This window comes from Siansivirga zeaxanthinifaciens CC-SAMT-1 (assembly GCF_000941055.1).
Lineage (GTDB): Bacteria > Bacteroidota > Bacteroidia > Flavobacteriales > Flavobacteriaceae > Siansivirga > Siansivirga zeaxanthinifaciens.
Window position 1 is genome coordinate 2,062,857 of sequence record NZ_CP007202.1, and the last position, 23,600, is coordinate 2,086,456.

Genomic DNA, 23,600 nt, shown 5'->3' on the forward strand with positions numbered 1-23,600 from the left:
GTATTTTTGTTGCTTCCAATTAAATTTAAAAAAGTATGAATTTGAAATATCTACCATTATTATTTTTAACTATTTTTTTTATTAATGTTAATGCGCAATCACCAAAAAACGAAACACTTTTTAGTGTTGATGATGAGCCGGTTTACGTTTCAGAATTTATTAGGGTTTATAATAAAAATTTAGATTTAGTTCAAGACGAATCTCAAAAGGATGTAGATGAATATTTAAAACTTTTTACCAATTACAAAATAAAATTAAAAGAAGCTAAAGCTTTAGAGTTAGATAAAAAACCAACATACATTAGAGAGTTAGCAAATTATAAGAAGCAATTAGCTAAAAATTACATTACCGATACAAAAGTAACAGAAGCTCTAATTAAAGAAGCTTACGAGCGTGTTTCTTATGATGTAAAAGCCTCCCATATTTTAATAAAGTTATCTCAAGATGCAAGTCCTGCAGATACACTGTCTGCTTATAATTCTATTGTAGATTATAGAAATCGTGCATTAAAAGAAGGCTTCGAGAATGTTAGAAAAGCCGTTCATAATGGGCAAACAATTTATGGTGAAGATTTGGGGTATTTTACAGGTTTTAAAATGGTATACAAATTTGAAAGTGTTGCCTTTAATACACCAGTTGGTGAGATTTCTCAACCGTTTAGAACCAATTTTGGCTATCATATTGTTTTTGTGCAGGACAAAAGAAAATCCAGAGGTGAGCGAACCGTAGCTCATATTATGTTGATAGATAAAGATAACGAGGCTCCGGTAGAAAAGGCAGAAGATAAAATTAAGGATATCTATAAAAAGATTCAACAAGGTGAATCATTCGAAAACCTGGCGAAACAGTTCTCAGACGATACAAATTCTGCTCCCAATGGGGGTAAATTAAGTCCTTTTTCTAGCGGACAATTAAATTCTATAGAATTTGAGGATGTAGCTTTTGGTTTAGAAAAGTCTGGAGATATATCTGCACCTTTTAAAACCAGTTTCGGATGGCACATTGTTAAATTAATTGATAAAAAGCCTATTGCACCATTTGAAGACATGAAACCAGAGTTAGAACAAATGGTTACCAGAGATTCTAGATCGAAATTAATCGATGAGGCTCTGTACTCTAAGCTTTATAATAAGTACAAAATTGGAGATAATAAAATGGTTTTAAAATATTTTGAAACTATTTTAAACGATAGTATTTTTTCACATACATGGAAATTACCAGTCGATTTTCAAGGCGATAAACCCTTAGTTAAAATTGGTAACAAACAATTGTATTTTAAAGATTTTGGCGATTACTTATTGAAATACCAACGCGGTTTAGCCTCTAAGTCTTCATATGCAAATGTTATTGATAAAGCATATAAAACGTATTTAAACAACAATTTAGTTGAATACCAGGAAGATAATTTAGAGTTTGAAGACGAGGAATTTGCAAATATAGTTTCAGAATATCGTGATGGCTTATTATTATTTGATTTAATGCAATCTACCATTTGGAGCATTGGTAGTACAGATTCATTGGGTCTGCAATCGTATTACAACAGTCATAAAGCAAACTATTTTTATCCCGAACGATTAGATGCCGTTGTTGCTTCATCAAATTCAGAAAAAACAATTAAAAAAGTAGCTAACTTGTTAGAAGAAAATAAAAGTATTAACGATATTAAATCCATAATTAATAGTAACGATAAAGTAGATATTATTTTTACTGTTGATACTTTAGAAGTTGGACATCAATCGTTACCAAAAAACTTTGAAGCAAAAAAAGGTGTTTCTAAAATTTATAAGTATCATGATGCCTTTACCGTGGTTAAGGTAAATAGTGTTATACCCCAAGAACCAAAAACTTTCGAGCAATCTAAAGGGGCTGTTATAAGTGATTATCAAGCTTACAAAGAAGAAGAATGGTTAAATGAGCTTCATAAAAAATATACGCTTAAAATAAATGATGATGCTTTAATGCGTGTAAAATCTCAATTAAAAAAGAAATAAGTGCATAAAAAAATCTTCATATTAATTTTAGTAACAACACTCACATCTTGTCAGTTTTTTAAAGAAACCGACGACAGAGAACCTATTGCTCGCGTAAACGATACTTATTTGTATTACGATGATGTAAAAGATTTGGTTTCAAAAGAAGCAACAAAAGAAGACAGTATTTTAGTGGTGCAAAATTTTATTAACCGATGGGCAACACAACAATTACTAGTAGATGGTGCAAAATTAAATCTTAGTGAAGCCAAGCAAGAAAATTTTAGAAAGTTAATAGAGCAATACAAAAACGATTTATACACCAAAGCTTATCTGGAAGCACTTGTAAAGCGTAATATAAATACACAAGTTAGCAAGGAGGAAGCTCAAAAATATTACAACGAAAACAAAGAGGTTTTTAAACTTAACGAAGAGCTTATTAAGTTTAGATATGTGCATGTAGATAGTAGAATTATAAATTATAAAGAGATTGAACAAAAGTTTAAACGCTATAATTCTAAAGATAAAAAGGACTTGGAAGCCATGTCTATTCAGTTTAAATCGTATTATTTAAAAGACTCCACTTGGATAAAAGTAGGACAGGTAATTAATAAAATTTCGGCAATTAATCCAGAAAACAAAGATCAACTGTTAAAAAAATCTAATTTTATACAACTCAAAGATTCATTAGGAGTATATTTGATGCAAATAAACGATGTTTTATTACGTAATGAAACGGCGCCTTTGGAGTATGTAAAACCTACCATAGACCAGATTGTTATAAATAAAAGAAAGCTTGAGCTTATTAGTCAATTAGAAAAAGATATAACTACAGATGCTATTAAAAACAATCAATTTGAAATCTATAAATAATTTGAAACACCATTTAATTTTATGCATAACCTTGTTGGGAGCTTATGTTACGTTTGCTCAAGAAATAATAAACGACGAGGTAGTAAAAGAGGAAACTGTTAAAAAAGACACTAAAAAAACCAAAAATGCCAGAAAGGTTGATGGTGTTGCTGCTGTGGTGGGCGATTATATTATTTTAGAGTCAGATGTCGATAATGCTTTTCTTCAATTACAGGCACAAGGCGTAAACACAAAAGATATAGAATCTTGCCAACTATTTGGTAAGTTATTAGAAGATAAATTATATGCGCATCAAGCCATTCAAGATAGTATTGAAGTATCAGATGCCGATATAAGACGCAATGTCGATTTTCAAATTGAACAGTTTTTACAACAAACCAATGGTTCTATGGAAAAGCTTTTAGAATTCTATAAAAAAGATGACGAAAAAAGCTTTAGAGAAGAAATGTTCGAAATTAATAAAGCCAACCAGTTAGCTTCAAAAATGCAAGCTAAAATTGTTGAAGAAGTAGAAATAACTCCAGAAGAGGTTCGTGAGTTTTTTAATAAAATATCTAAAGAAGAACGACCAACATTTGGTACCGAGCTAAAAGTGGCTCAAATTGTTGCAGAACCCAAAGTATCAAGAGAAGAAGAGTTACGAGTAATTGAAAGATTAAAAGAATTTAAAGCCGATATTTTAGAAAATGGTGCAAGTTTTAGATCGAAAGTTGTTTTGTATTCTGAAGATTTAGCATCGGTTAGTAAAGGTGGTAAATATACACTTAACAGAAAACAACCTAGAATGGTGAAAGAGTTTAGGCAAGTTGCCTTTTCACTACAGGAAGGTGAGATTTCAGAACCATTTAAAACAGATTTTGGTTACCACATTATTTATTGTGAAAAAATACGCGGTCAAGAATACGATATTGCGCATATATTATTAAAACCTAAAGTATCAAGTGAAGCTATAACAGAAGCTAAGGAGCGTCTGGAAAAAGTAAGACAACGTATTGTTAGTGGCGATATTTCGTTTGCCGATGCTGCTAAAGAGGCAAGTGACGAGAAGGAAACTAGAGACGATGGCGGGCAGTTAATTAATCCGCAAACACAGGATTATAATTTTGAATTAACTAAAATGGATCCCGAATTATATGCGCAAATACAAAACTTAAAAGATGGTGAAGTTAGTTTAGTTTTAAAAGAAGAAGACAGAACGGGAAGCATTAAGTTTAAAATTTTAATGGTTACAGATAGAATTGATGAGCATGAGGCAAATTACGCCAGAGATTACCTGAAAATTAAACAATTAGCTTTAGACGAGAAAAAAATTAATACCATTGCAAAATGGCAAGAAGAGAAAATTTTAGACACTTACATTAAAATTAGTGGCGACTACAGAAATTGTGAATTTTCTAATAACTGGTTAAAAAAATAAAATATGTCGGATGTAACTGCTATCGAACAATTTGTAAAACAATACAAAGCTTTAAAAACTGAAATAGCTAAAGTTATTATCGGACAGGACGAAGTAGTCAATCAAATACTTATTTCTATTTTTTCTGGAGGACATTCTTTATTAATTGGTGTACCTGGTCTGGCAAAAACCTTAATGGTTAATACCATTGCACAGGCTTTAGGTTTAAACTTTAAACGTATTCAGTTTACCCCAGATTTAATGCCGAGTGATATTTTAGGAAGTGAAATTTTAGATGAAAACAGACACTTTAAATTTATTAAAGGGCCTATTTTTTCTAATATAATTTTAGCCGATGAGATAAATAGAACACCACCCAAAACACAAGCAGCGTTATTAGAAGCCATGCAAGAACGCGCTGTAACGGTTGCAGGACACCATTATAAATTAGATTTGCCTTATTTTGTTTTAGCAACACAAAACCCTATCGAGCAAGAAGGAACCTATCCCTTACCCGAAGCACAATTAGATCGTTTTATGTTTGCTATAAACTTAGATTATCCAACTTTTCAAGAGGAAGTAGCCGTTGTTAAAGCAACCACAAATGATTCTAAAGTGCAAGTTAATGCCTTGTTTAATGCGCAGCAAATTGTAGATTTTCAACAATTAATACGCCGTATTCCAGTGGCCGATAATGTTATAGAATACGCGGTTTCTATGGTAGGTAAAACAAGACCTAATAGCGATGCTGCTCCAGAAATTGTTAAAAATTATATCGATTGGGGAGCCGGACCAAGAGCTTCACAAAACTTAATTTTAGCAGCTAAAACTCACGCCGCCATTCATGGTAAATTTTCTCCAGATTTTGAAAATGTTCAGGCGGTAGCTCCTAGTATTTTAAGACACAGAATTATTAAAAACTACAAGGCTGAAGCCGAAGGAATTACAGAAAATCAAGTGATAACCAGTTTGTTCTAAAAATTATTATCCAGAACTCTATGGATATAACTTATAAACATAGAAATTTTGGATTAGACCTTATTAGAGCAGTTGCTATTCTTTTAGTGTTGTTGTCGCATGCAACACTTCTGTTATTCCCAAATCAAGAGACTTTCACACTTTATATTCTACGCTTTTTTGGAACCATTGGTGTCGATTTATTTTTTGTTTTAAGCGGGTATCTTATAGGAGGTATTTTACTTAAGCAATTGGATGCAGGTGCTACTTCTTTTAAAGCATTTTGTCATTTCTGGACAAGACGGTGGTTTCGTACCTTACCCAATTACTTTCTAATTTTAGTAGTAAATATAGTTTTACTTTTATTTTTTTATTCTCCTGTTGAAGAGCTGTGGCTTTATTTTTTATTTATACAGAATTTCACAACAGCACAGCCAGATTTTTTTACCGAATCATGGAGTTTATCTATTGAAGAATATGCCTATGTTTTAGGTCCGTTTTTGTTGTTTCTAATGGTATCTGTATTTAAAAGAACACAAAAAAAACAACTGTTTTTGTGGATGAGTATTATAACGATTATGGGAGTTACTTTTTTAAAATTTAAATTCCACCAATCGCACCCAGAAATTACTAATGAAGCTTGGAGCAAATACTTTAGAAAGGTTGTTATTTATAGGTTAGACAGCATTTATTATGGTTTTTTAGCAATTTTTTTAATAGAAAAATTTAAACCATTTGTTCTAAAATATAAAGCCTTGTTGTTTGGGTTTGGATTCTTATTGTTCTTTGGAATGCATCTTGTTATTTTTGTTTACGATTTTCGTCCAAGTAACGCATCCTTATTTTTCAATCTTTTCTATTTAGGGCTTATATCCATTAGCTTGTTGCTCACTTTTCCATACATAAAAACAATCAAACCAAATCCTCTTATTGGTAAAATAATCATTAAAATAAGCATACTTTCTTATGCTATTTACTTAATAAATTACTCCATTGTATTATTAACTATTCAGTATTTTATTACTGTTTCAGAAATTAATACCTTTTATAAATTCTTGGTACTGTTCACGTATCTGTCTGTTTCTTTCGGTTTAAGTTATTTATTGTATACCTATTTTGAAAATCCTATGACTAAAATTAGAGATTCCAGATGGGTGAAATCGTGGTTTGAGTGAATTTATTCTTGTTAAATCGTCATTTTTAATCTGAAATTACTGAAAAAAATATAATCATATTAAATTTTTATGAAACTATAATAAATAACATTCAAGCGGGTTTGTATTGCAGGTTTTATTTTTAATTCTTTGCATTAATTTTGTATTTTGCCCTGCTTTAACAAATTAAATCCTTCATTTTATGTTACTAATGAAATCGATTTAATTCAATAGGAAAAATCTATTCATAGGTTCTTTTGTTAGCATGCAACTAGGTAAAGATTATTAATTACTCAATTCAATTTAATATTGAAATATTTCACATATGAATACTTATAATGATTACATTAAGGAAATCGAAGAACGTAAAGCTCAGGGTCTAAGCCCAAAGCCAATAGACAGTTCCGATTTGCTAAGCGAAATTATCGCTCAAATAAAAGATTCAGGAAATCCTCACAGAGAAGATTCTTTAAAATTCTTTATTTACAATACTTTACCTGGTACTACCAGTGCAGCTTTAGTAAAAGCACAGTTCTTAAAAGAAATTATTTTAGGAGACGCGGTGGTAGCAGAAATAACTCCAACATTTGCTTTCGAACAATTATCGCACATGAAAGGAGGACCTTCTATTAAGGTATTGCTTGATTTGGCATTGGGTGAAGATGCAGCCATCGCTAAAGAAGCTGCAGAAGTATTAAAAACACAGGTATTTTTATATGAAGCCGATACCGATCGTTTAGAAGCGGCATTTAAAAATGGTAGTGAAATAGCTAAAGATATTCTTGAGAGTTATCTTCAAGCGGAATTTTTTACAAAATTACCAGAGATTGAAGAAGAAATTGAAGTTGTAACTTTTATTGCTGGTGTGGGAGATATCTCAACCGATTTATTATCACCTGGTAGTGATGCCCATTCCAGATCAGATCGTGAATTGCATGGACAGTGTATCTTTGAACATAACAAAGACATGCAAAGCGAACTGAAAGCTTTAAAAGCTGAACATCCAGATAAACGTGTGATGCTTGTAGCCGAAAAGGGTACCATGGGTGTAGGTTCGTCTAGAATGTCGGGTGTAAACAATGTGGCGCTTTGGACAGGTATTCCGGGTAGCCCATATGTGCCTTTTATTAACATTGCACCAGTTATTGCAGGAACTAACGGTATTTCGCCAATTTTCTTAACTACAGTTGGTGTTACAGGTGGTATTGGTATCGATCTTAAAAACTGGGTAATACAAAGGGATGCCGATGGTAATCCTGTACTTGATGCCGAAGGCGAACCTGTTTTAGAACAAAAATATTCTGTAGAAACAGGAACGGTTCTTACTATAAATACAAAAACTAAAAAATTATACAAAGGTGATCAGGAATTAATGGATATTTCTGCGTCATTAACACCACAAAAAGTAGAGTTTATTAAGGCTGGTGGGTCTTATGCTGTAGTTTTTGGTAAAAAATTACAAACCATTGCTGCTAAAATTTTAGGAAAAGAAATTCCTCAGGTTTACGCTACTTCTAAAGAAATATCTGTGGAAGGTCAGGGTTTAACTGCAGTAGAGAAAATATTTAATAAAAATGCTGTAGGTAACACACCAGGTAAATTATTACATGCGGGATCAGATGTTCGTGTAGAAGTAAATATCGTTGGTTCTCAAGATACCACGGGGTTAATGACTTCTCAAGAGCTGGAAATGATGGCTGCAACGGTTATTTCTCCTATTGTTGATGGTGCTTATCAATCGGGTTGTCACACAGCTTCGGTTTGGGATAGCAAGTCTAAAGCGAATATTCCAAGATTAATGAAGTTTATGAACGACTTCGGATTAATTACTGCTCGTGATCCTAAAGGAAAATATCACGCCATGACCGATGTTATTCATAAAGTATTGAATGATATTACCGTAAGCGATTGGGATATTATTATTGGTGGCGATTCGCACACACGTATGTCTAAAGGTGTTGCTTTTGGAGCCGATTCAGGTACTGTAGCATTAGCTTTAGCAACAGGTGAGGCAACGATGCCAATTCCGCAGTCGGTAAAGGTTACTTTTAAAGGAACCATGAAAAGTTATATGGACTTCCGCGATGTGGTTCATGCAACACAACAGCAAATGTTAAAGCAGTTTGGTGGTGAAAATGTTTTCCAAGGAAGAGTTATTGAAGTGCATATTGGTACTTTAACATCCGACCAAGCCTTTACTTTTACCGATTGGACTGCCGAAATGAAAGCTAAAGCATCTATTTGTATTTCAGAAGATGAAACCTTAATAGAATCGTTAGAAATTTCAAGAGACCGTATCCAGATCATGATTGATAAAGGTATGGATAACGAAAATAAGGTACTTCAAGGATTAGTAGATAAAGCAAATGCTAGAATTCAAGAGTTAAAAACAGGAATTAAACCAGCTTTAAAACCTGATGCCAATGCGAACTATTATGCAGAAGTTGTTATTGATTTAGATGAGATTGCAGAACCAATGATTGCCGATCCAGATGTTAACAACGAAGATGTATCTAAACGTTATACACACGATACCATTCGTCCTTTATCATACTACGGCGGCACCAAAAAAGTAGATTTAGGTTTTGTTGGTTCTTGTATGGTTCATAAAGGCGATATGAAAATATTAGCTCAAATATTAAAGAACATTGAAGAGCAACACGGTAAAGTTGAATTTAAAGCGCCTTTAGTTGTAGCGCCTCCAACTTATAACATTGTTGATGAGTTGAAAGCCGAAGGCGATTGGGAAGTATTACAAAAATACTCTGGTTTTGAGTTTGATGATAATGCACCAAAAGATGCAGCACGAACTAAATATGAAAACATGCTGTACCTAGAGCGTCCTGGATGTAATTTATGTATGGGTAACCAGGAAAAAGCTGAGCCAGGTGATACGGTTATGGCGACATCTACACGTTTATTCCAAGGACGTGTTGTTAAAGATTCTGGTGAGAAAAAAGGAGAATCTTTATTATCATCGACTCCTGTGGTTGTTCTCTCTACTATTTTAGGAAGAACACCAACTATGGAAGAATATGAAGCAGCAGTAGATGGTATTGTTTTAACCAAATTCAAGCCTTCACAAAAACAATTAGTGATGTAATCACTGTTGTTTTGATATATTTAAAGTCCGAGTTTTTACTCGGACTTTTTTTATGCCTCTCGGTAGCAGTGATAATGCATATCTATAAGCTTTATGTTTTTAAATGGTGTACTTATTTTGTATCTTAGGGCAATTAAAAAATTATAATAAAAAAGAATTTATATGGCATTTGATATTGAAATGATTAAAGGTGTTTACGCTAATATGGCGGAACGCGTTGATAAAGCAAGGGACATTGTAGGAAAACCATTAACGCTTTCTGAAAAAATATTGTATAATCACCTTTGGGATGGCACACCAACCAAAGCCTTTGTAAGAGGTAAAGATTATGTAGATTTTGCTCCCGATAGAATTGCTTGTCAGGATGCGACAGCGCAAATGGCTTTACTGCAATTTATGCAAGCCGGTAAATCGAAAGTGGCCGTTCCAACGACAGTTCATTGCGATCATTTAATACAAGCTAAAGATGGAGCCGCTATCGACTTAAAACATGCTAACAGCGTAAGTAGCGAGGTGTTTAGTTTTTTAGAGTCTGTTTCAAATAAATATGGTATTGGTTTCTGGAAACCAGGTGCTGGAATTATTCACCAAGTAGTTTTAGAAAATTATGCTTTTCCGGGTGGGATGATGATTGGTACCGATTCGCACACCGTTAATGCAGGTGGATTAGGTATGGTTGCCATTGGAGTAGGTGGCGCCGATGCGGTAGATGTTATGGCAGGTATGGCTTGGGAATTAAAATTTCCAAAACTTATTGGTATTAAATTAACTGGTAAGTTATCGGGTTGGACAGCTCCTAAAGATGTTATTTTAAAAGTAGCCGAAATTTTAACTGTTAAAGGCGGAACAGGCGCTATTGTAGAATATTTTGGAGAAGGTGCCACATCCATGTCTTGTACTGGTAAAGGAACCATTTGTAATATGGGTGCCGAAATAGGAGCTACAACGTCTACGTTTGGTTACGACGATTCTATGGAACGTTACCTGCGTGCTACCGATAGAGCCGATGTGGCAGATGCCGCAAATAAAGTAAGAAGCTATCTTACTGCCGACCCAGAGGTGTATGCAAATCCAGAATTATATTTCGATCAGGTTATTGAAATTAATTTATCAGAATTGAGCCCGTTATTAAACGGACCATTTACACCCGATTTATCGACACCAGTAGGAAGCGATATGACTTCAAAAGCCAAAGAAAATGATTGGCCTATTGTTGTAGAATGGGGTTTAATAGGATCGTGTACTAACTCGTCTTACGAAGATTTATCGCGTGCCTCTTCCATAGCGCAACAAGCCCTTGATAAAGGCGTGAAAATGAAATCTGAATTAGGTATTAATCCGGGTTCAGAACAAGTTCGTTATACCGCCGAAAGAGATGGTATTCTTCAAATTTTTGAAAAATTAGATGCTAAAATTTTTACCAATGCCTGCGGACCATGTATTGGGCAATGGGCGCGTTACAGCGATCCTAAAAATGCACCAAAAAACAGCATTGTACATTCCTTTAATAGAAACTTTGCAAAACGTGCCGATGGTAACCCCAATACGCACGCCTTTGTGGCTTCACCAGAAATAACTGCCGCTATTGCTATTGCAGGACGTTTGGATTTCAATCCGATGACCGACAAGTTAATTAATGAAAATGGCGAAGAAGTGATGTTAGATGAACCAACAGGATGGGAGTTACCTCCAAAAGGGTTCGAAGTAAAAGAAAACGGTTATTTGGCACCAGAAGAAGATGGGAGCCATGTAAAAGTAAAAGTAGCAGAAGATTCAGAAAGACTGCAATTACTAACACCATTTGAGCCAATAGGCGATACTATTACCGGCGCTAAATTATTAATTAAAGCCTACGGAAAATGTACTACCGACCATATTAGTATGGCTGGACCATGGTTGCGTTTTAGAGGACATTTAGATAATATTTCTAACAACTGTTTAATAGGTGCTGTTAATGCCTATAACCAAAAAACAAACTTTGTAAAAAACCAATTAACGGGCGATTTTTCTGGTGTTCCAGATACAGCTAGAGCGTATAAAGCAGCCGGTGTTAAAAGTATTGTTGTAGGCGATCATAATTATGGAGAAGGCTCGTCTCGTGAGCATGCTGCTATGGAGCCAAGACACTTAGGTGTTGCTGCAGTAATTGTAAAATCGTTTGCACGTATTCATGAAACAAACCTTAAAAAACAAGGTATGTTAGGTTTAACTTTTGCTAACGAAGCCGATTACGATTTAATTCAAGAAGATGATACCTTTAACTTCTTAGACTTAAACGAATTTGCACCAGACAAACAACTTACCTTAGAGCTGGTTCATGCCGATGGTAGTAAAGATGTTATTAAATTAAACCACACTTATAACGATGCGCAAATTGCATGGTATAAAGAAGGCTCTGCTTTAAATTTAATTAAAAAACAAAATGCTTCTTAAGCATTTTAAATTATAAATATTAAAAAATCCAGCAAATAGCTGGATTTTTTGTTTTTAGAATTATTTTTTTGCTTACATCGGTTCGTATATGAAAAGTTGCAAGTTTGTGTGCGAGGATTTTCTGTAGGAAAATCAGAAGCTAGCAAACGAGCAACTAACTTTGGTTTAGCTAAAACTAGCAATATTTTTTTACGGCATTATGTGCCGTTTTTTTTGTCGGAGTTCAAGTTTTGAATTTCATCGAAAAAAACATTAAAGTCAAAATCCTTTTTTAAGATAATATTTTTTAATTCATCATAGCCCTCCAATTCTTTAGCAATTTTTTTCTTGTCTTTAAGTTTGGAAAATGCATTAAGACTTAATTTAATCGTTTTGTCATTAAAGTTTAAAATATAGATTTCTTTTATTGAAGTCTGAGCTGCCGAATAATTTTTTACTGAAGTCAAGAATAAATTAAACATTCCAGATAGCATTAATTTTCCAAATTTGTATTCTCCATAGTTACCAAATGATTTAATAAATACCTTTTCGTAAATATTATCATTAATGTCAAATCTGTCTATTAGATCGGGAGTTAGAAATTCCATTGAAGAATCTAAGTCTTTTTTGAATTTTATTCCTTCATTAGATATGCTATTAGATTTAATAAATCCGCTTATTGTATCAGTTTTCGTGAATATAGTACCTTTAATCCAGTTTTCATTTTCTTGCGAAATTCCAACTTGACTAAATAGTAAAATTGTTAAAATAAATGTTCTAAATATCTTTTTCATAAATGTTACATAGCAGCTTCATATCAGTCTCTTGAGTTTATCTTTTTTTTAAGTTTTGCTTAACAGTGAAGCAAAACCGCATTTCAATGAAGTTTAGGTTTTGTTTTCTTTAGTTTTATCTTCTTCAAATTTTACAGTAGGAATTTTAACTATTTCAAATGTTGCAGACGCCAAAATTACCTTGCCGTTAGTTTGCAAAATTCTTTTACCAATCTCTTCATTGAGCAGGTGGTTAGTATGTCTTCTTTTCTTATAATCAACTATATATCTTAAATTAAATTGAATCCAATTATCTGTTATTGTTATTGCAAGTGTTGGATCCACTTGAGCATCTTCAATATAGTACTTATCCACGACACTTTTCCAATCTGAAATTGATTTTTTAACATATTCCGATAGGTAATCTTGAGCAACAGAAATTACAATCTCTTTTGCTAGTTCAATATTAGAACCATAACGAATTGGTAAATTGAATTCATCCCAAACAAACGGAAAGTCTTGCGAATAGTTATACACAGGACCTTTAAAGACAAATGCATTGCTTAACTTGACGATTCTACCACTATAATTGTCGCTAGAAACCCATTGTCCTATCTCCATCATTGTTGTATACACACTGTCAATGTCTATAACATCTCCTTTAATTCCATTAATTTCAATTCGGTCACCTGGCTTGTAAACGCGTACAAAGAATATATAAAATGAACCTGCAATACTTAAAATTAGTTCTTGTAAAGTTATTGTTATTCCTGCAGTTAGTAAACCTATCGCAAGTCCTAAGTCCTTTATGCTGCCTGTGAAATAAGTGATGGTAATAAGAATAGCCAAAAAGTAACCTATAATTTCAATTCCTTTTTGAGATTTATATCTTAGAGAATTATCTGGAAGTTGTTTTTTTATGAACTTTCTTGCAAATGTGATAATAATCAAAATTAGTGCAATCCATACTAAGTACTTTGTAATACTTAATAGAAAACTATGCGATTCAAACCAATTTTTTAAATCATCTATCACTTTTTTCTTTAGAATTATATTAACAAACACATAAGAATACAATTTATTTGTTTAATTAGTATAAACAAATTACCATTTTTTTCTTAGGAAGTCAATTCTTTTTAAACATAAATAAAACAAAAAGTAATTTTCGGTTCAAAATAAATCAAAACCGTATTTTTACAAAAACTTCAATAATGAATTCCAGAGACGCACAACTTAAAGCATTTGATAGATTATTAACCATTATGGACGAGCTTCGAGCACAATGTCCTTGGGATAAAAAGCAAACCATGGAAACCCTTAGGCACTTAACCATTGAGGAAACCTATGAGTTGGGTGATGCTATTCTAGACAATAATTTAGAGGAAGTAAAAAAAGAATTAGGCGATGTGCTATTACACATTGTATTCTATTCTAAAATTGGTAGCGAAACCAACGATTTTGATATTGCCGATGTTTGTAACAGCATTTGCGATAAGTTAATACATAGGCATCCCCATATTTACAGCGATGTAAAAGTTGAAAATGAAGAAGATGTTAAGCGAAACTGGGAAAATTTAAAACTTAAAGAAGGTAAAAAAAGTGTTTTAGAGGGCGTGCCTAAAAGTTTACCTGCATTAGTTAAAGCCAATCGAATACAAGAAAAAGTTGCTGGTGTTGGTTTCGATTGGGAAGCACCCAATCAGGTTTGGGAAAAAGTCGAGGAGGAGCTTAATGAATTTAAGACAGAAATTGCCAATGGAAATAAAGATGCTATGGAAAGCGAGTTTGGCGATGTCTTGTTTTCAATGATTAATTATGCCAGATTTTTAAAAATAAATCCTGAAAATGCTCTGGAACGTACCAATAAAAAATTCTCTAAGCGTTTTCAATATTTAGAAGAAAAAGCAAAGCAACTTAATAAACCACTTAAAGAAATGACGCTAGCAGAAATGGATGTTTTTTGGGAAGAAGCAAAAACCCAACTATAAATTAAAGTGCTTTTTCATTTTAACTAATTGTAAATTAATTTATGGTTATATTTAATATTATTAATATTTCAAATATAAATGCATTATATATTAAAAGTCACTTTATGTTGTTTTCTGCTTTTCACTTGTACTTTTTATAATACTTGGTCACAAAATGTGGCTCCAGTTTTAACAGCTACGGGAGACCAGACTTATTGTCCTAAAAGTCAAATAAATATTGTAACCGATTTTAATATTACAGACCCTGATGATACAGAAATAGAGGCCTTATTTGTCCAAATTTCTAAAGGATACGTTCAAGGAGAAGACAATCTTACATTAACTGGTTCACATCCAAACATTTTAACCTCTTGGAGTGTAGAGCAAGGAAAACTTAAACTTTTTGGTTTAGGATCTAATCCAGTTAATTATAGCAATTTAATTGCAGCTATTAAAGATGTTGTTTTTGAAAGCACAAGCGATTTCCCTGTAGATAAAGGTTTTTCTATAACTATTGGAGATGCCAACTACTTACCTTCTACAGATCATTATTATGAATATGTTCCTAATCTGGGAATTACTTGGACATCAGCTAGAATAGCAGCCGCTAGTCGTACCTATTTTGGTTTACAGGGGTATTTAGCAACTATTACATCATCGGAAGAAGCCCAGTTGTCGGGCGAACAAGCTGCAGGAGCTGGCTGGATAGGCGGAAGTGATGCAGAAACTGAAGGCGTTTGGAAATGGGTTACAGGACCCGAAGCTGGTACTGTTTTTTGGAATGGTTTAAGTAATGGTTCAACGCCTAATTATGCGAATTGGAACATTGGAGAACCCAATCAGTTTGGAAATGAAGATTATGCCCATATAACAGATCCGTCAATTGGAATTAGAGGGGCTTGGAACGATTTACCAAATGAAGGTGAAGCATTTGGTCCTTATCAACCTAAAGGCTATATAGTAGAGTATGGTGGTTTACCTGGCGATCCAGTATTGCAAATTTCAGCGAGCACAAATATATATGTTCCCAAACTTACAAGTACTAATGCAGCTACAAGGTGCGGCAGTGGCGATGTAACTCTGGAGGCAAGCGCCATAAATGGTGATGTTTATTGGTTCGATACAATTACTGCTACAACCCCCATACATATAGGCTCTTTTTTAAATAGAACATTAACTCAAACCACCACTTACTTTGTTATGGCTACAAATGGTTGTTTAATTGGAGAAAGAATACCAGTTACTGCTACCATTAATAATTTACCCGTTGTTCAATCTACGGTTGAATATAAAAACTGTGATTCTGATAACCAGCCAAACGATGGTTTTGCAAACTTTAATTTAGATGAAATAACTCCGTTTATTATTGGTAATGCTACTGCTTTAGTAACAAGTTATCATCTAACTTATACCGATGCCGAATCGGAACAAAATAAACTACCAACGATTTACAATAATACCAATGGTAATGTATTTTATGCTCGTGTTGAAACTTTACAAGGTTGCTTTGTTATTTCTGAAGTTTCTTTGAAAATTTCAACCACATTGTTACCACAAAATTTTTCAACGTTACTCGAAGTTTGCGATGATGATGCTACCAATTTAGATGGTTTTCATAATTTCGATTTATCTCAAGCTACTACAACGTTTTTAAATGAATTTCCAGCAGGACAAAATTTAAGTGTTCATTATTATGAAACTTTAGAGGATGCCGAGATTAATAAAAACGAAATTACTCAAATTACGAACTACACGAATAAAACAGCTTATTCTCAAGATATTTTTGTTAGAATTGAAAGTAATGATAATGGCGAATGTTTCGGACTTGGGAATTATTTAAAACTAAGAGTAAATGATTTACCAGAATTTCAGGTAGGGCAAACCAATTTTTTCTGTTTGAATAATCCAGAAACAATAACATTGTATACCTATAATACTAATGGTGTTTTTAACTATGAATGGAGCGATGTAAACGGTATTGTTCTTAGCACTAGTAATACGATAGATGTTACCATGCCTGGCATATATCAGGTTAAAGCTATATCAAATTTGGGTTGCGAGTCCTTTGCTGTAAATTATAGCGTTTTAGAATCGGATACTGCAAAATTAAATAATGATGTTATTTGTATTGTTGAAGTTTCAGATAACAATAGTATATCTATTAATTACGATAATAACACCTTAGGCATTGGAAATTATGAGTTTGCTCTCGATAATGAAAACGGCCCCTATCAAGATTCTACCGTTTTTACGAATGTTTTGGCTGGGAGACACTTTATTTATGTGAGAGATAAAAATGGTTGTGGTACTGTTTCTTTTGAAGTTTTCATATTGGGTTTCCCGAAATTTTTTACTCCAAATAATGATGGGATTAACGATACATGGCAAGTTCGTGGTTTAGGTTCCGATTTTACTGAGGCTTCAAAAGTAAGTATTTTTGATAGATATGGTAAATTGTTGAAGCAAATAAGAGCCAAATCTAATGTTTGGGATGGTACCTTTAGAGGTGAGATATTACCAGAATCAGATTATTGGTTTATCGCTGAATTAATAGATTTTAATGGTATGGTAACAACATATAAAGGGCATTTTACTTTGAAAAGATAACAAATCTTTGATTATACAATAAGAGTTTATAAATACAAAAAAGGCTTGATTTTTATAAATCAAGCCTTTTTTTATACTTAGCATTACTTAGTACAAATCTTTTATTTTGCTAAGTTTTGCTTCCCAAAGTTGTAAATTTTCTTGATGGGATTTTATGTTGTTATGAACTTCTTTTACTAAAGGATTATCATCATCTACATTTGTAAAAAATTGTAAATTATTTTCTAATTGATTAATCTGTCCTTTTAATTCATCTATTTTTTTACGGATAAAGGTATGTTCGTAATCTAAATCTCTGGAGTTTTCTGTGGTATCCATGTTATCAAGTTTGTTTTCAAACTTGATAAGTTCCACCTCATTTTTTTCCATTTTTAAACCAGATAATACCTCGTCTACCGCTTTATTAAATTTACCTTCAATGTAGCGTTTATCGTTGGGTACACGACCTAAATCTCTCCATTTATTAATAAATTCTTTTACTTTTTCAATATCGTCTGCTTTTTTACCACTTGGTTTAAAAGCTTTTAGACCGTCTAAAATGTTAAGCTTAGCGTTAAAAGCGTCTAAACTTTCTTTGTTGGCCTCATTCTTTTTAGCATGAAGTTTATCAAAATAAGCATTACAAGCTGTTTTAAAACGCTTCCAGATTTTATCGCTGTCTTTGCGTGGCACATGACCAATTTTTTTCCAGTCGTTTTGAATTTTCTTCATAAGAGGCGTCGTAACTTCAAAATCATCACTATCCTTATTATCTTCAGCTATTTTAATTAACTCTAATTTTTTTTGAAGATTGGTGTATTGGTCTTTCTTTAAGCTTTTATAAAAGTTGTTTTTTAATTTATTGAAATTTTTAACCGCTTCTTTAAATTTTGTCCAGGTTTCTTCATTAACTTTTAAAGGTACTTTGCCTGCATTAAAAAAAGCTTCTCTTAAATCTTCAACTTGCTTAATTTTGTTTTGCCAAGCATTATGAGAATTGTTTTCCTGCGATGAAATCGCATTTATTTTGTCTATTATCTCCAGCTTTTTCTCTAAGTTTTTCTCGTAAACTTTATCTATTTCCTGATAGTATAATTGACGTTTATCGTTTATAGTTTTTGTGGCTGCTTTAAATTTTTCCCAGATCTCTTCACGATGTTCTCTGCCAACTGGGCCAAGTTCTTCTTTCCACATTTTGTGTAGCTCTTGAAGTTCTCTAAAAGCACGCATCACATTATCGTCTTTGGCTAATTCTTCGGCCCTTTCAATAATTTTTAGTTTTTTTTCTAGATTATGTTTAAAATCTAAATCGCGTAAATCTCTGTTTAAGTGTAAAAAGTCATAAAACATTTCAACTTGATGGTGATAGCTATTCCAGGCATTGTTGTATTTATCTCTTGGAATAGGCCCTGTATTTCGCCATCTTTCTTGTAGTTCTTTAAAATGTTTGTAGGTTGTATTTATGTTTTCTTCAACATTTAGAAGTCCTTTAAGTTCTTCAATAATTTCTAACTTATCGGCTAAATTTTGTTTTAAGTTTTTTTCTAAATTTTGATAATGTTCGTTTAATTTTCTTCGGTATTCCTTGTAAGCTTCTTTATAGCGTTTCTGTACTGGAGAAGCATAATAAAAATCAATTTCATTGCCACCTTCATTTAAAAAATCTTCTTTTTTCTCGTCTAATAAGGCTTGAAATTTTTCTTTAAATTCATTGTTTATAGCTTCAACATGCGATTTAATAGCCTGAATTTTTTCATTTTTAAGTAAATGCTCTAATTCTATAGCCAGGGCTTCTAACGACATCGTGTCGTAGGCTTTTACTTCAATGGTATGACGCTCTTTATTGCCTTCATCTTCTGCATCTTCTGCATTCGAATCTTCAATCTCATTTAATACATCATCATCCTCATTATTATCTTTTTCTAAAGTTTTATCAACCTTAGTTTCAATTGTATTATCTGGATTTACAGTTTCATTTGTGGTTGACTTGTCTTCAGAATGGTTTTCTATCTTTGAAACTTGGTCGTCACCTTCTGTTTGCGGCAATTTATCTATATCTGACATTTTAAAAAATGTTAAGGTTCGTAATTTAGCTTTTGTGTTAAAGATACTAACAAGTAAAGTATTTACAAAGTATTTTATAAAGTACTACCCGATAGATTTAATATGTAAATAGAAAAACATTAAGAATTCCATATAGACCAAGCCTTTTCGGCTTGTAAAACAAGCATATTCAAACCGTTTAAAATGGTGGCCCTTTTTTGTTTTCCGAAGCTTAAAAATTTGGTTTCGGCCGGATTGTATATTAAATCGAATAAAATATGGTTTTCGGTTATGGCATCGTAAGGTATTTCAGGGCAATTTTCGATGTTTGGAAAAGTACCTAGAGGCGTGCAGTTTATAATAATAGTATGTTCTTTTATTACTGAATTAGTTAGGTTTTGATACGTATAAGCAATGCCCTCGGTTAAATTTCGAGATACATATTTGTAATTTATACCCAGTTGTTTTAGGCTATAAGCGACTGCTTTGCTTGCTCCGCCTGTACCTAAAATGAGTGCGTTTTTATGTGAAGATTTTAAATAGGGTTGTAACGATTTTTTGAATCCGTAACAATCTGTATTATAACCTACTAACTTTCCTTTTTTAGTGATTTTAATGGTGTTTACAGCACCAATTTCTTTAGCTTTTTTATTGATTTTATCTAGAAAAGGCATGACCTCTTGTTTATAAGGAATAGTTACGTTTAACCCTTTTAAATTTTTGGTATTTTCAATTATGGCAGGTAATTTTTCGATGGAGTCGATATCAAAATTTTCGTAAGTTGTGTTTTCTATGCCTTCTTTTTCAAATTTTTCTTTAAAATATGTTCTTGAGAATGAATAGGAAATATTTCTTCCTAAAAGTCCTAATTTATTCATTGATTTTTTTTGTTTTTTGTCCGTAATATTCCAGCAAGAGTACAATGGCAATTCCTATAAATATGAAGCCTATAGCGTAATAGGTTTCGGCGTTGAGCTGCGGAGAGTAGCGTTGGTAATTCTCTATAACTTTTTCACCTCTGGAATCGATGAGAATATCTCCTGAATCGGATAATTTATAAATAGTCTCTTTCCAAGGCCAAACGACACCCAGTGAACCAACAATAAACCCTATGATGGACGAAAGTGTGATGCTTTTATAATGTTTTAAAATATAACTTAAAAGATGTGAAAATGTAACTAATCCCGTTATAGAGCCTAAAGTAAAAACAACGAGCACTTTTAGTAAACGAATGCGTTCCGGACTGGAGATTGATTGAAAATCACCTTTTAAAAGATCGTAAAACGAATCGTAAAGCGCGTTTACAGAATCGACTAAAAGTAGCACATAATTACCCAATAAAATTAGAATAAATGAGCCCGAAAACCCGGGAAGTGTCATGCCAGAAACACTAATTATTCCACAAAAAAACACAAACCAAAGGTTGTCATTTTCTTTTGCAGGATTTAAAAAACTAATGCTTAAACCTAAAACAATTCCAATAATTAAACTGGTAACTGTTTTGTAATTCCAGTCTTTAAAGTCTTTATTAATATAATATATAGAGCCAATTATCATTCCGAAAAAAACGCTCCAAACGTAGAGTTCATAATGTTTTATAAGGTAATCTAGAATTTTTGATATGCTGAAATAGCTTACAATCATTCCGAAAAATAAGAGGCTTAAAAAGCGCCCATTAATATATTTGTAAAAACTTTTAAAACGGCCGTTTAAAAGTAATTTTAAAGCTTTTCGGTTTACTTTTTTTAAGGAATAAATAAATTCTTCGTAGAACCCTGCAACAAAAGCCACAACCCCGCCAGAAACTCCCGGAACTTTATTGGCAGCACCCATTCCTACGCCTTTTAAAACTAGGAATATTTTGTCTTTTAAAGTTCGGGTACTTTCCATTTTTATTTTTTTGATCCTATTTTTTCTAAAATAAAAATAGTTAAAAAACCTAGAATCATTAAAATGATAGCAAAAGTTAATTGGTTATTTCCTTCAAAAGAAAAAGGCGAGATGCTTTCTTGTATAAAAGGGACTTTAATTCCTTTAGAATCGGTATGCCACGCTAAGGTTTTTTTCCAGGGCCAAACCTTATTTAGGGAACCAAAAACAAATCCTGTTAAAAGTGCTAAAGTAATATTATGATAATGTTTAAAAAGCCATTTTAAAATATGACTAAAACTGAGCAAACCTATTACGGCACCGGCTATAAAAACAAATATTTTTTTGATATCAACATCGTGAATGGCGTCGCTTAAAGTTTTATAGGCTCCAAGAATAATTAAAATAAACGATCCCGAAATACCTGGAAGAATCATGGCGCAAATAGCTATGGCACCTGCAACAAACAAAAACCAAGAATTTTCGTTTGTGTCCATAACGGGCAGTGTTGTAATTATAAATGCAGATATAGTTCCTAAAGCTAGAGCTATAAACACAGGAAGATTCCATTTAGTGATTTGCTTTGCAATAAAAAAAATGCTGGCTACAATAAGACCAAAAAAGAAAGACCAAATAAGTACCGGGTGGTTTTCTAATAAATACTTAGCAAGACGCATAAAAGAGATGTAGCTTACAACAATGCCACTTAATAAAGCTAATATAAAATTGCCATTTATTTGGCTCCAAAACGTTTTTATTTCTCCACTAAAAAGCGATTTAATTGTAGATGGTTTTACATTACTAATGGTAGCAATAAGTTCTTCGTAAATCCCCGATATAAAGGCAATGGTTCCTCCAGAAACACCAGGTACAGCATCTGCAGCACCCATGGCTAAACCTTTGAGAGAAATAACTAAGTAATCTTTAAAACTTCTTGACATATTTAATTTTTAAACTAAAAATCAAATATATGTATTTTAAATAAACGGGCGTCTATTGTTTTTCCTTTAGTATGTTTTTTACAACAACTTTATTCAGTATTTCAGGAAAAAGTTCGTCTAAAATAAAAGCATAGTCTTCATTATGCTTTAAAGCATTTTTTAGGTGAAAAATACCTTTGGTATTTTCGTTAACTAGTAAATAGGCGCCAGCCAAACGGTATTCTATTTCGGCATTTTCAGGATAAAATTCAATAGCTTGCTCAAAATTATAAATAGCGGCTTCGGGTTCCCCTAGTTTAATTAACAAATCGCCTCTAGAAAGCCAAGTGTTTAGTTCGTAATTTCCTAGTTCTAAGGTTTTTTTAAATCCGCGCTCAGCTTCTTCAAATAAATTTATACGCTGGTTAATTTGCGAATATAATTTCCAATAAGTCACATTTTCATGATCTATATTAATGGCTTTATTAATATAATATAGAGCTTTTTGGTAATTTCTTTTTCTATTGTAATATTTTGTAATAGCAATCCAGCCTTTATCTAATAAAGGATCCTCATGCACTGTTTTGTAATAATATTGAACTGCTAATTCGTCGTTTTTTAATTTTTCGTAACAGTTTCCAATTCTTAATAAAGCAAACGATGTGGGATCGTCTAATTTTAGTGTAACGGTATAATTTTCTATAGCTTCTTCAAAACGTTTTAGTTTCTCTAAAACTTTTCCGCGCTCTAGGTAGGCTCCAACAAATGTATCGTCTGAAATAATAGCAAAATCGTAAGCTGCTAGGGCTTTTTTGTAGTTTTTTATGTAGTAGTATTGCTTGCCTAATTGATGCCAAGCAACTTCGCAATATGGATTTTTATCTAAAAATAAATTCAAGTATTCAATAGCTTCGTCGGTTTGATTTAAAAACTCGAAACAATAAATAATGTTGTATAAGGCAGAGTAGTCTTCAATATCTTCTTCCAGACATTTCATGAAATACTCTTTGGCTTCTTCAAATCGGTCCAAGAATAAATACTCCATGCCAATTAACGAATATATATCTACAACATCATCGGTAAGTTTTAGCGCTATTTTTAAGACATCAATAGCTTGCTCATGTTCGTCTTTTTTAGAAAAAATATTGGCTTTTTGAATAAAAATTTCTTCGTTTGTTGGATCTAGAAGATAGAGTTCACTTAATAAATTATCTGCTTCAATTAACTTGTCCTCGAAAACATAAACTTCAACTTTAAAAAGTTTAAGATTTATGGAAGTTGGATGTTGTTCTAGCCCTAATTTTATAGCTTTTTTTGCTAAAGCTATTTTACCTTGATTTAAGTAGTGGTGAATGATGTTTTCAAATTCTTCAGAATCGAAAAATAAAACATGATTGGTTTTTAGCATCGATTCAAACTTGGTTAAGGGCAGATTGTTATTGTCGTCTTGACTAAACTCCATAAGCACATTTATTAATGTTCTACATGTTTAAATTTAAGCTTCTATTTTATTTAATATGCTGAAAAGCTTAAATGTTTTTAACAAAGTAATGAACAGGTACCGTGTTTTGTGATTG

General features: G+C 32.5%; 16 protein-coding genes. 9 read left to right on the forward strand and 7 right to left on the reverse strand.

Going from position 1 to position 23,600, the window contains the following annotated elements:
• The first annotated feature begins 35 nt into the window (after window positions 1-35).
• The 7 genes from AW14_RS09355 to AW14_RS09385 all read left to right on the forward strand — a co-directional run bounded on the left by AW14_RS09355 (window position 36) and on the right by AW14_RS09385 (window position 11,886).
• Window positions 36-1,991, forward strand: a complete 1,956-nt coding sequence (locus AW14_RS09355; RefSeq protein ID WP_044638567.1) for a peptidylprolyl isomerase — start codon at window positions 36-38, stop codon at window positions 1,989-1,991.
• The gene (locus AW14_RS09360; protein ID WP_154662146.1) at window positions 1,992-2,843 is read left to right on the forward strand and encodes a peptidyl-prolyl cis-trans isomerase; all 852 of its coding nucleotides are present in this window, start codon (window positions 1,992-1,994) and stop codon (window positions 2,841-2,843) included.
• Entirely contained in the window at window positions 2,806-4,260 is a 1,455-nt protein-coding gene (locus AW14_RS09365; protein ID WP_044638568.1) for a peptidylprolyl isomerase, read from the forward strand. Before AW14_RS09360 ends, AW14_RS09365 begins: the two co-directional genes overlap by 38 nt.
• Window positions 4,261-4,263: 3 nt before the next feature.
• Window positions 4,264-5,217, forward strand: a complete 954-nt coding sequence (locus AW14_RS09370) for an AAA family ATPase (protein WP_044638569.1) — start codon at window positions 4,264-4,266, stop codon at window positions 5,215-5,217.
• Window positions 5,218-5,237: 20 nt separating this feature from the next.
• Entirely contained in the window at window positions 5,238-6,371 is a 1,134-nt protein-coding gene (locus AW14_RS14505; protein WP_052647471.1) for an acyltransferase family protein, read from the forward strand.
• A gap of 304 nt (window positions 6,372-6,675) precedes the next feature.
• A complete protein-coding gene (locus AW14_RS09380) occupies window positions 6,676-9,453 on the forward strand; it encodes a bifunctional aconitate hydratase 2/2-methylisocitrate dehydratase (RefSeq protein ID WP_044638570.1) in 2,778 nt (925 codons plus the stop codon).
• A gap of 162 nt (window positions 9,454-9,615) precedes the next feature.
• Window positions 9,616-11,886, forward strand: a complete 2,271-nt coding sequence (locus AW14_RS09385) for an aconitate hydratase (protein ID WP_044638571.1) — start codon at window positions 9,616-9,618, stop codon at window positions 11,884-11,886.
• A gap of 197 nt (window positions 11,887-12,083) precedes the next feature.
• Here the strand turns inward: AW14_RS09385 and AW14_RS09390 are convergent, their stop codons facing one another.
• Together AW14_RS09390 and AW14_RS09395 are read right to left on the reverse strand one after the other, a co-directional pair.
• A complete protein-coding gene (locus AW14_RS09390) occupies window positions 12,084-12,659 on the reverse strand; it encodes a hypothetical protein (RefSeq protein ID WP_044638572.1) in 576 nt (191 codons plus the stop codon).
• Window positions 12,660-12,752: 93 nt separating this feature from the next.
• The gene (locus AW14_RS09395; protein WP_044639584.1) at window positions 12,753-13,673 is read right to left on the reverse strand and encodes a mechanosensitive ion channel family protein; all 921 of its coding nucleotides are present in this window, start codon (window positions 13,671-13,673) and stop codon (window positions 12,753-12,755) included.
• Window positions 13,674-13,849: 176 nt separating this feature from the next.
• Between AW14_RS09395 and mazG the strand changes: the two genes are divergently transcribed.
• Entirely contained in the window at window positions 13,850-14,626 is a 777-nt protein-coding gene (gene mazG, locus AW14_RS09400; protein WP_044638573.1) for a nucleoside triphosphate pyrophosphohydrolase, read from the forward strand.
• A gap of 78 nt (window positions 14,627-14,704) precedes the next feature.
• Window positions 14,705-17,212, forward strand: coding sequence for a T9SS type B sorting domain-containing protein (locus tag AW14_RS09405; RefSeq protein WP_084708845.1), 2,508 nt, complete (start codon window positions 14,705-14,707; stop codon window positions 17,210-17,212).
• 87 nt (window positions 17,213-17,299) lie between these two features.
• Here AW14_RS09405 and AW14_RS09410 read toward each other — a convergent pair whose 3' ends face one another.
• The 5 genes from AW14_RS09410 to AW14_RS09430 form a co-directional block, all read right to left on the reverse strand.
• Window positions 17,300-19,255, reverse strand: a complete 1,956-nt coding sequence (locus AW14_RS09410; RefSeq protein WP_044638574.1) for a DUF349 domain-containing protein — start codon at window positions 19,253-19,255, stop codon at window positions 17,300-17,302.
• Between the two features lie 119 nt (window positions 19,256-19,374).
• Complete coding sequence (locus AW14_RS09415; RefSeq protein ID WP_044638575.1) at window positions 19,375-20,112, reverse strand: shikimate dehydrogenase family protein; 738 nt, start codon at window positions 20,110-20,112, stop codon at window positions 19,375-19,377.
• Window positions 20,105-21,124: a DUF368 domain-containing protein gene (locus AW14_RS09420; protein ID WP_044638576.1), complete on the reverse strand. Its 1,020-nt coding sequence runs from the start codon at window positions 21,122-21,124 to the stop codon at window positions 20,105-20,107. Before AW14_RS09420 ends, AW14_RS09415 begins: the two co-directional genes overlap by 8 nt.
• A 2-nt stretch (window positions 21,125-21,126) precedes the next feature.
• Entirely contained in the window at window positions 21,127-22,044 is a 918-nt protein-coding gene (locus AW14_RS09425; protein WP_044638577.1) for a DUF368 domain-containing protein, read from the reverse strand.
• 52 nt (window positions 22,045-22,096) lie between these two features.
• Window positions 22,097-23,485, reverse strand: a complete 1,389-nt coding sequence (locus AW14_RS09430; RefSeq protein WP_044638578.1) for a tetratricopeptide repeat protein — start codon at window positions 23,483-23,485, stop codon at window positions 22,097-22,099.
• Window positions 23,486-23,600 lie beyond the last annotated feature (115 nt).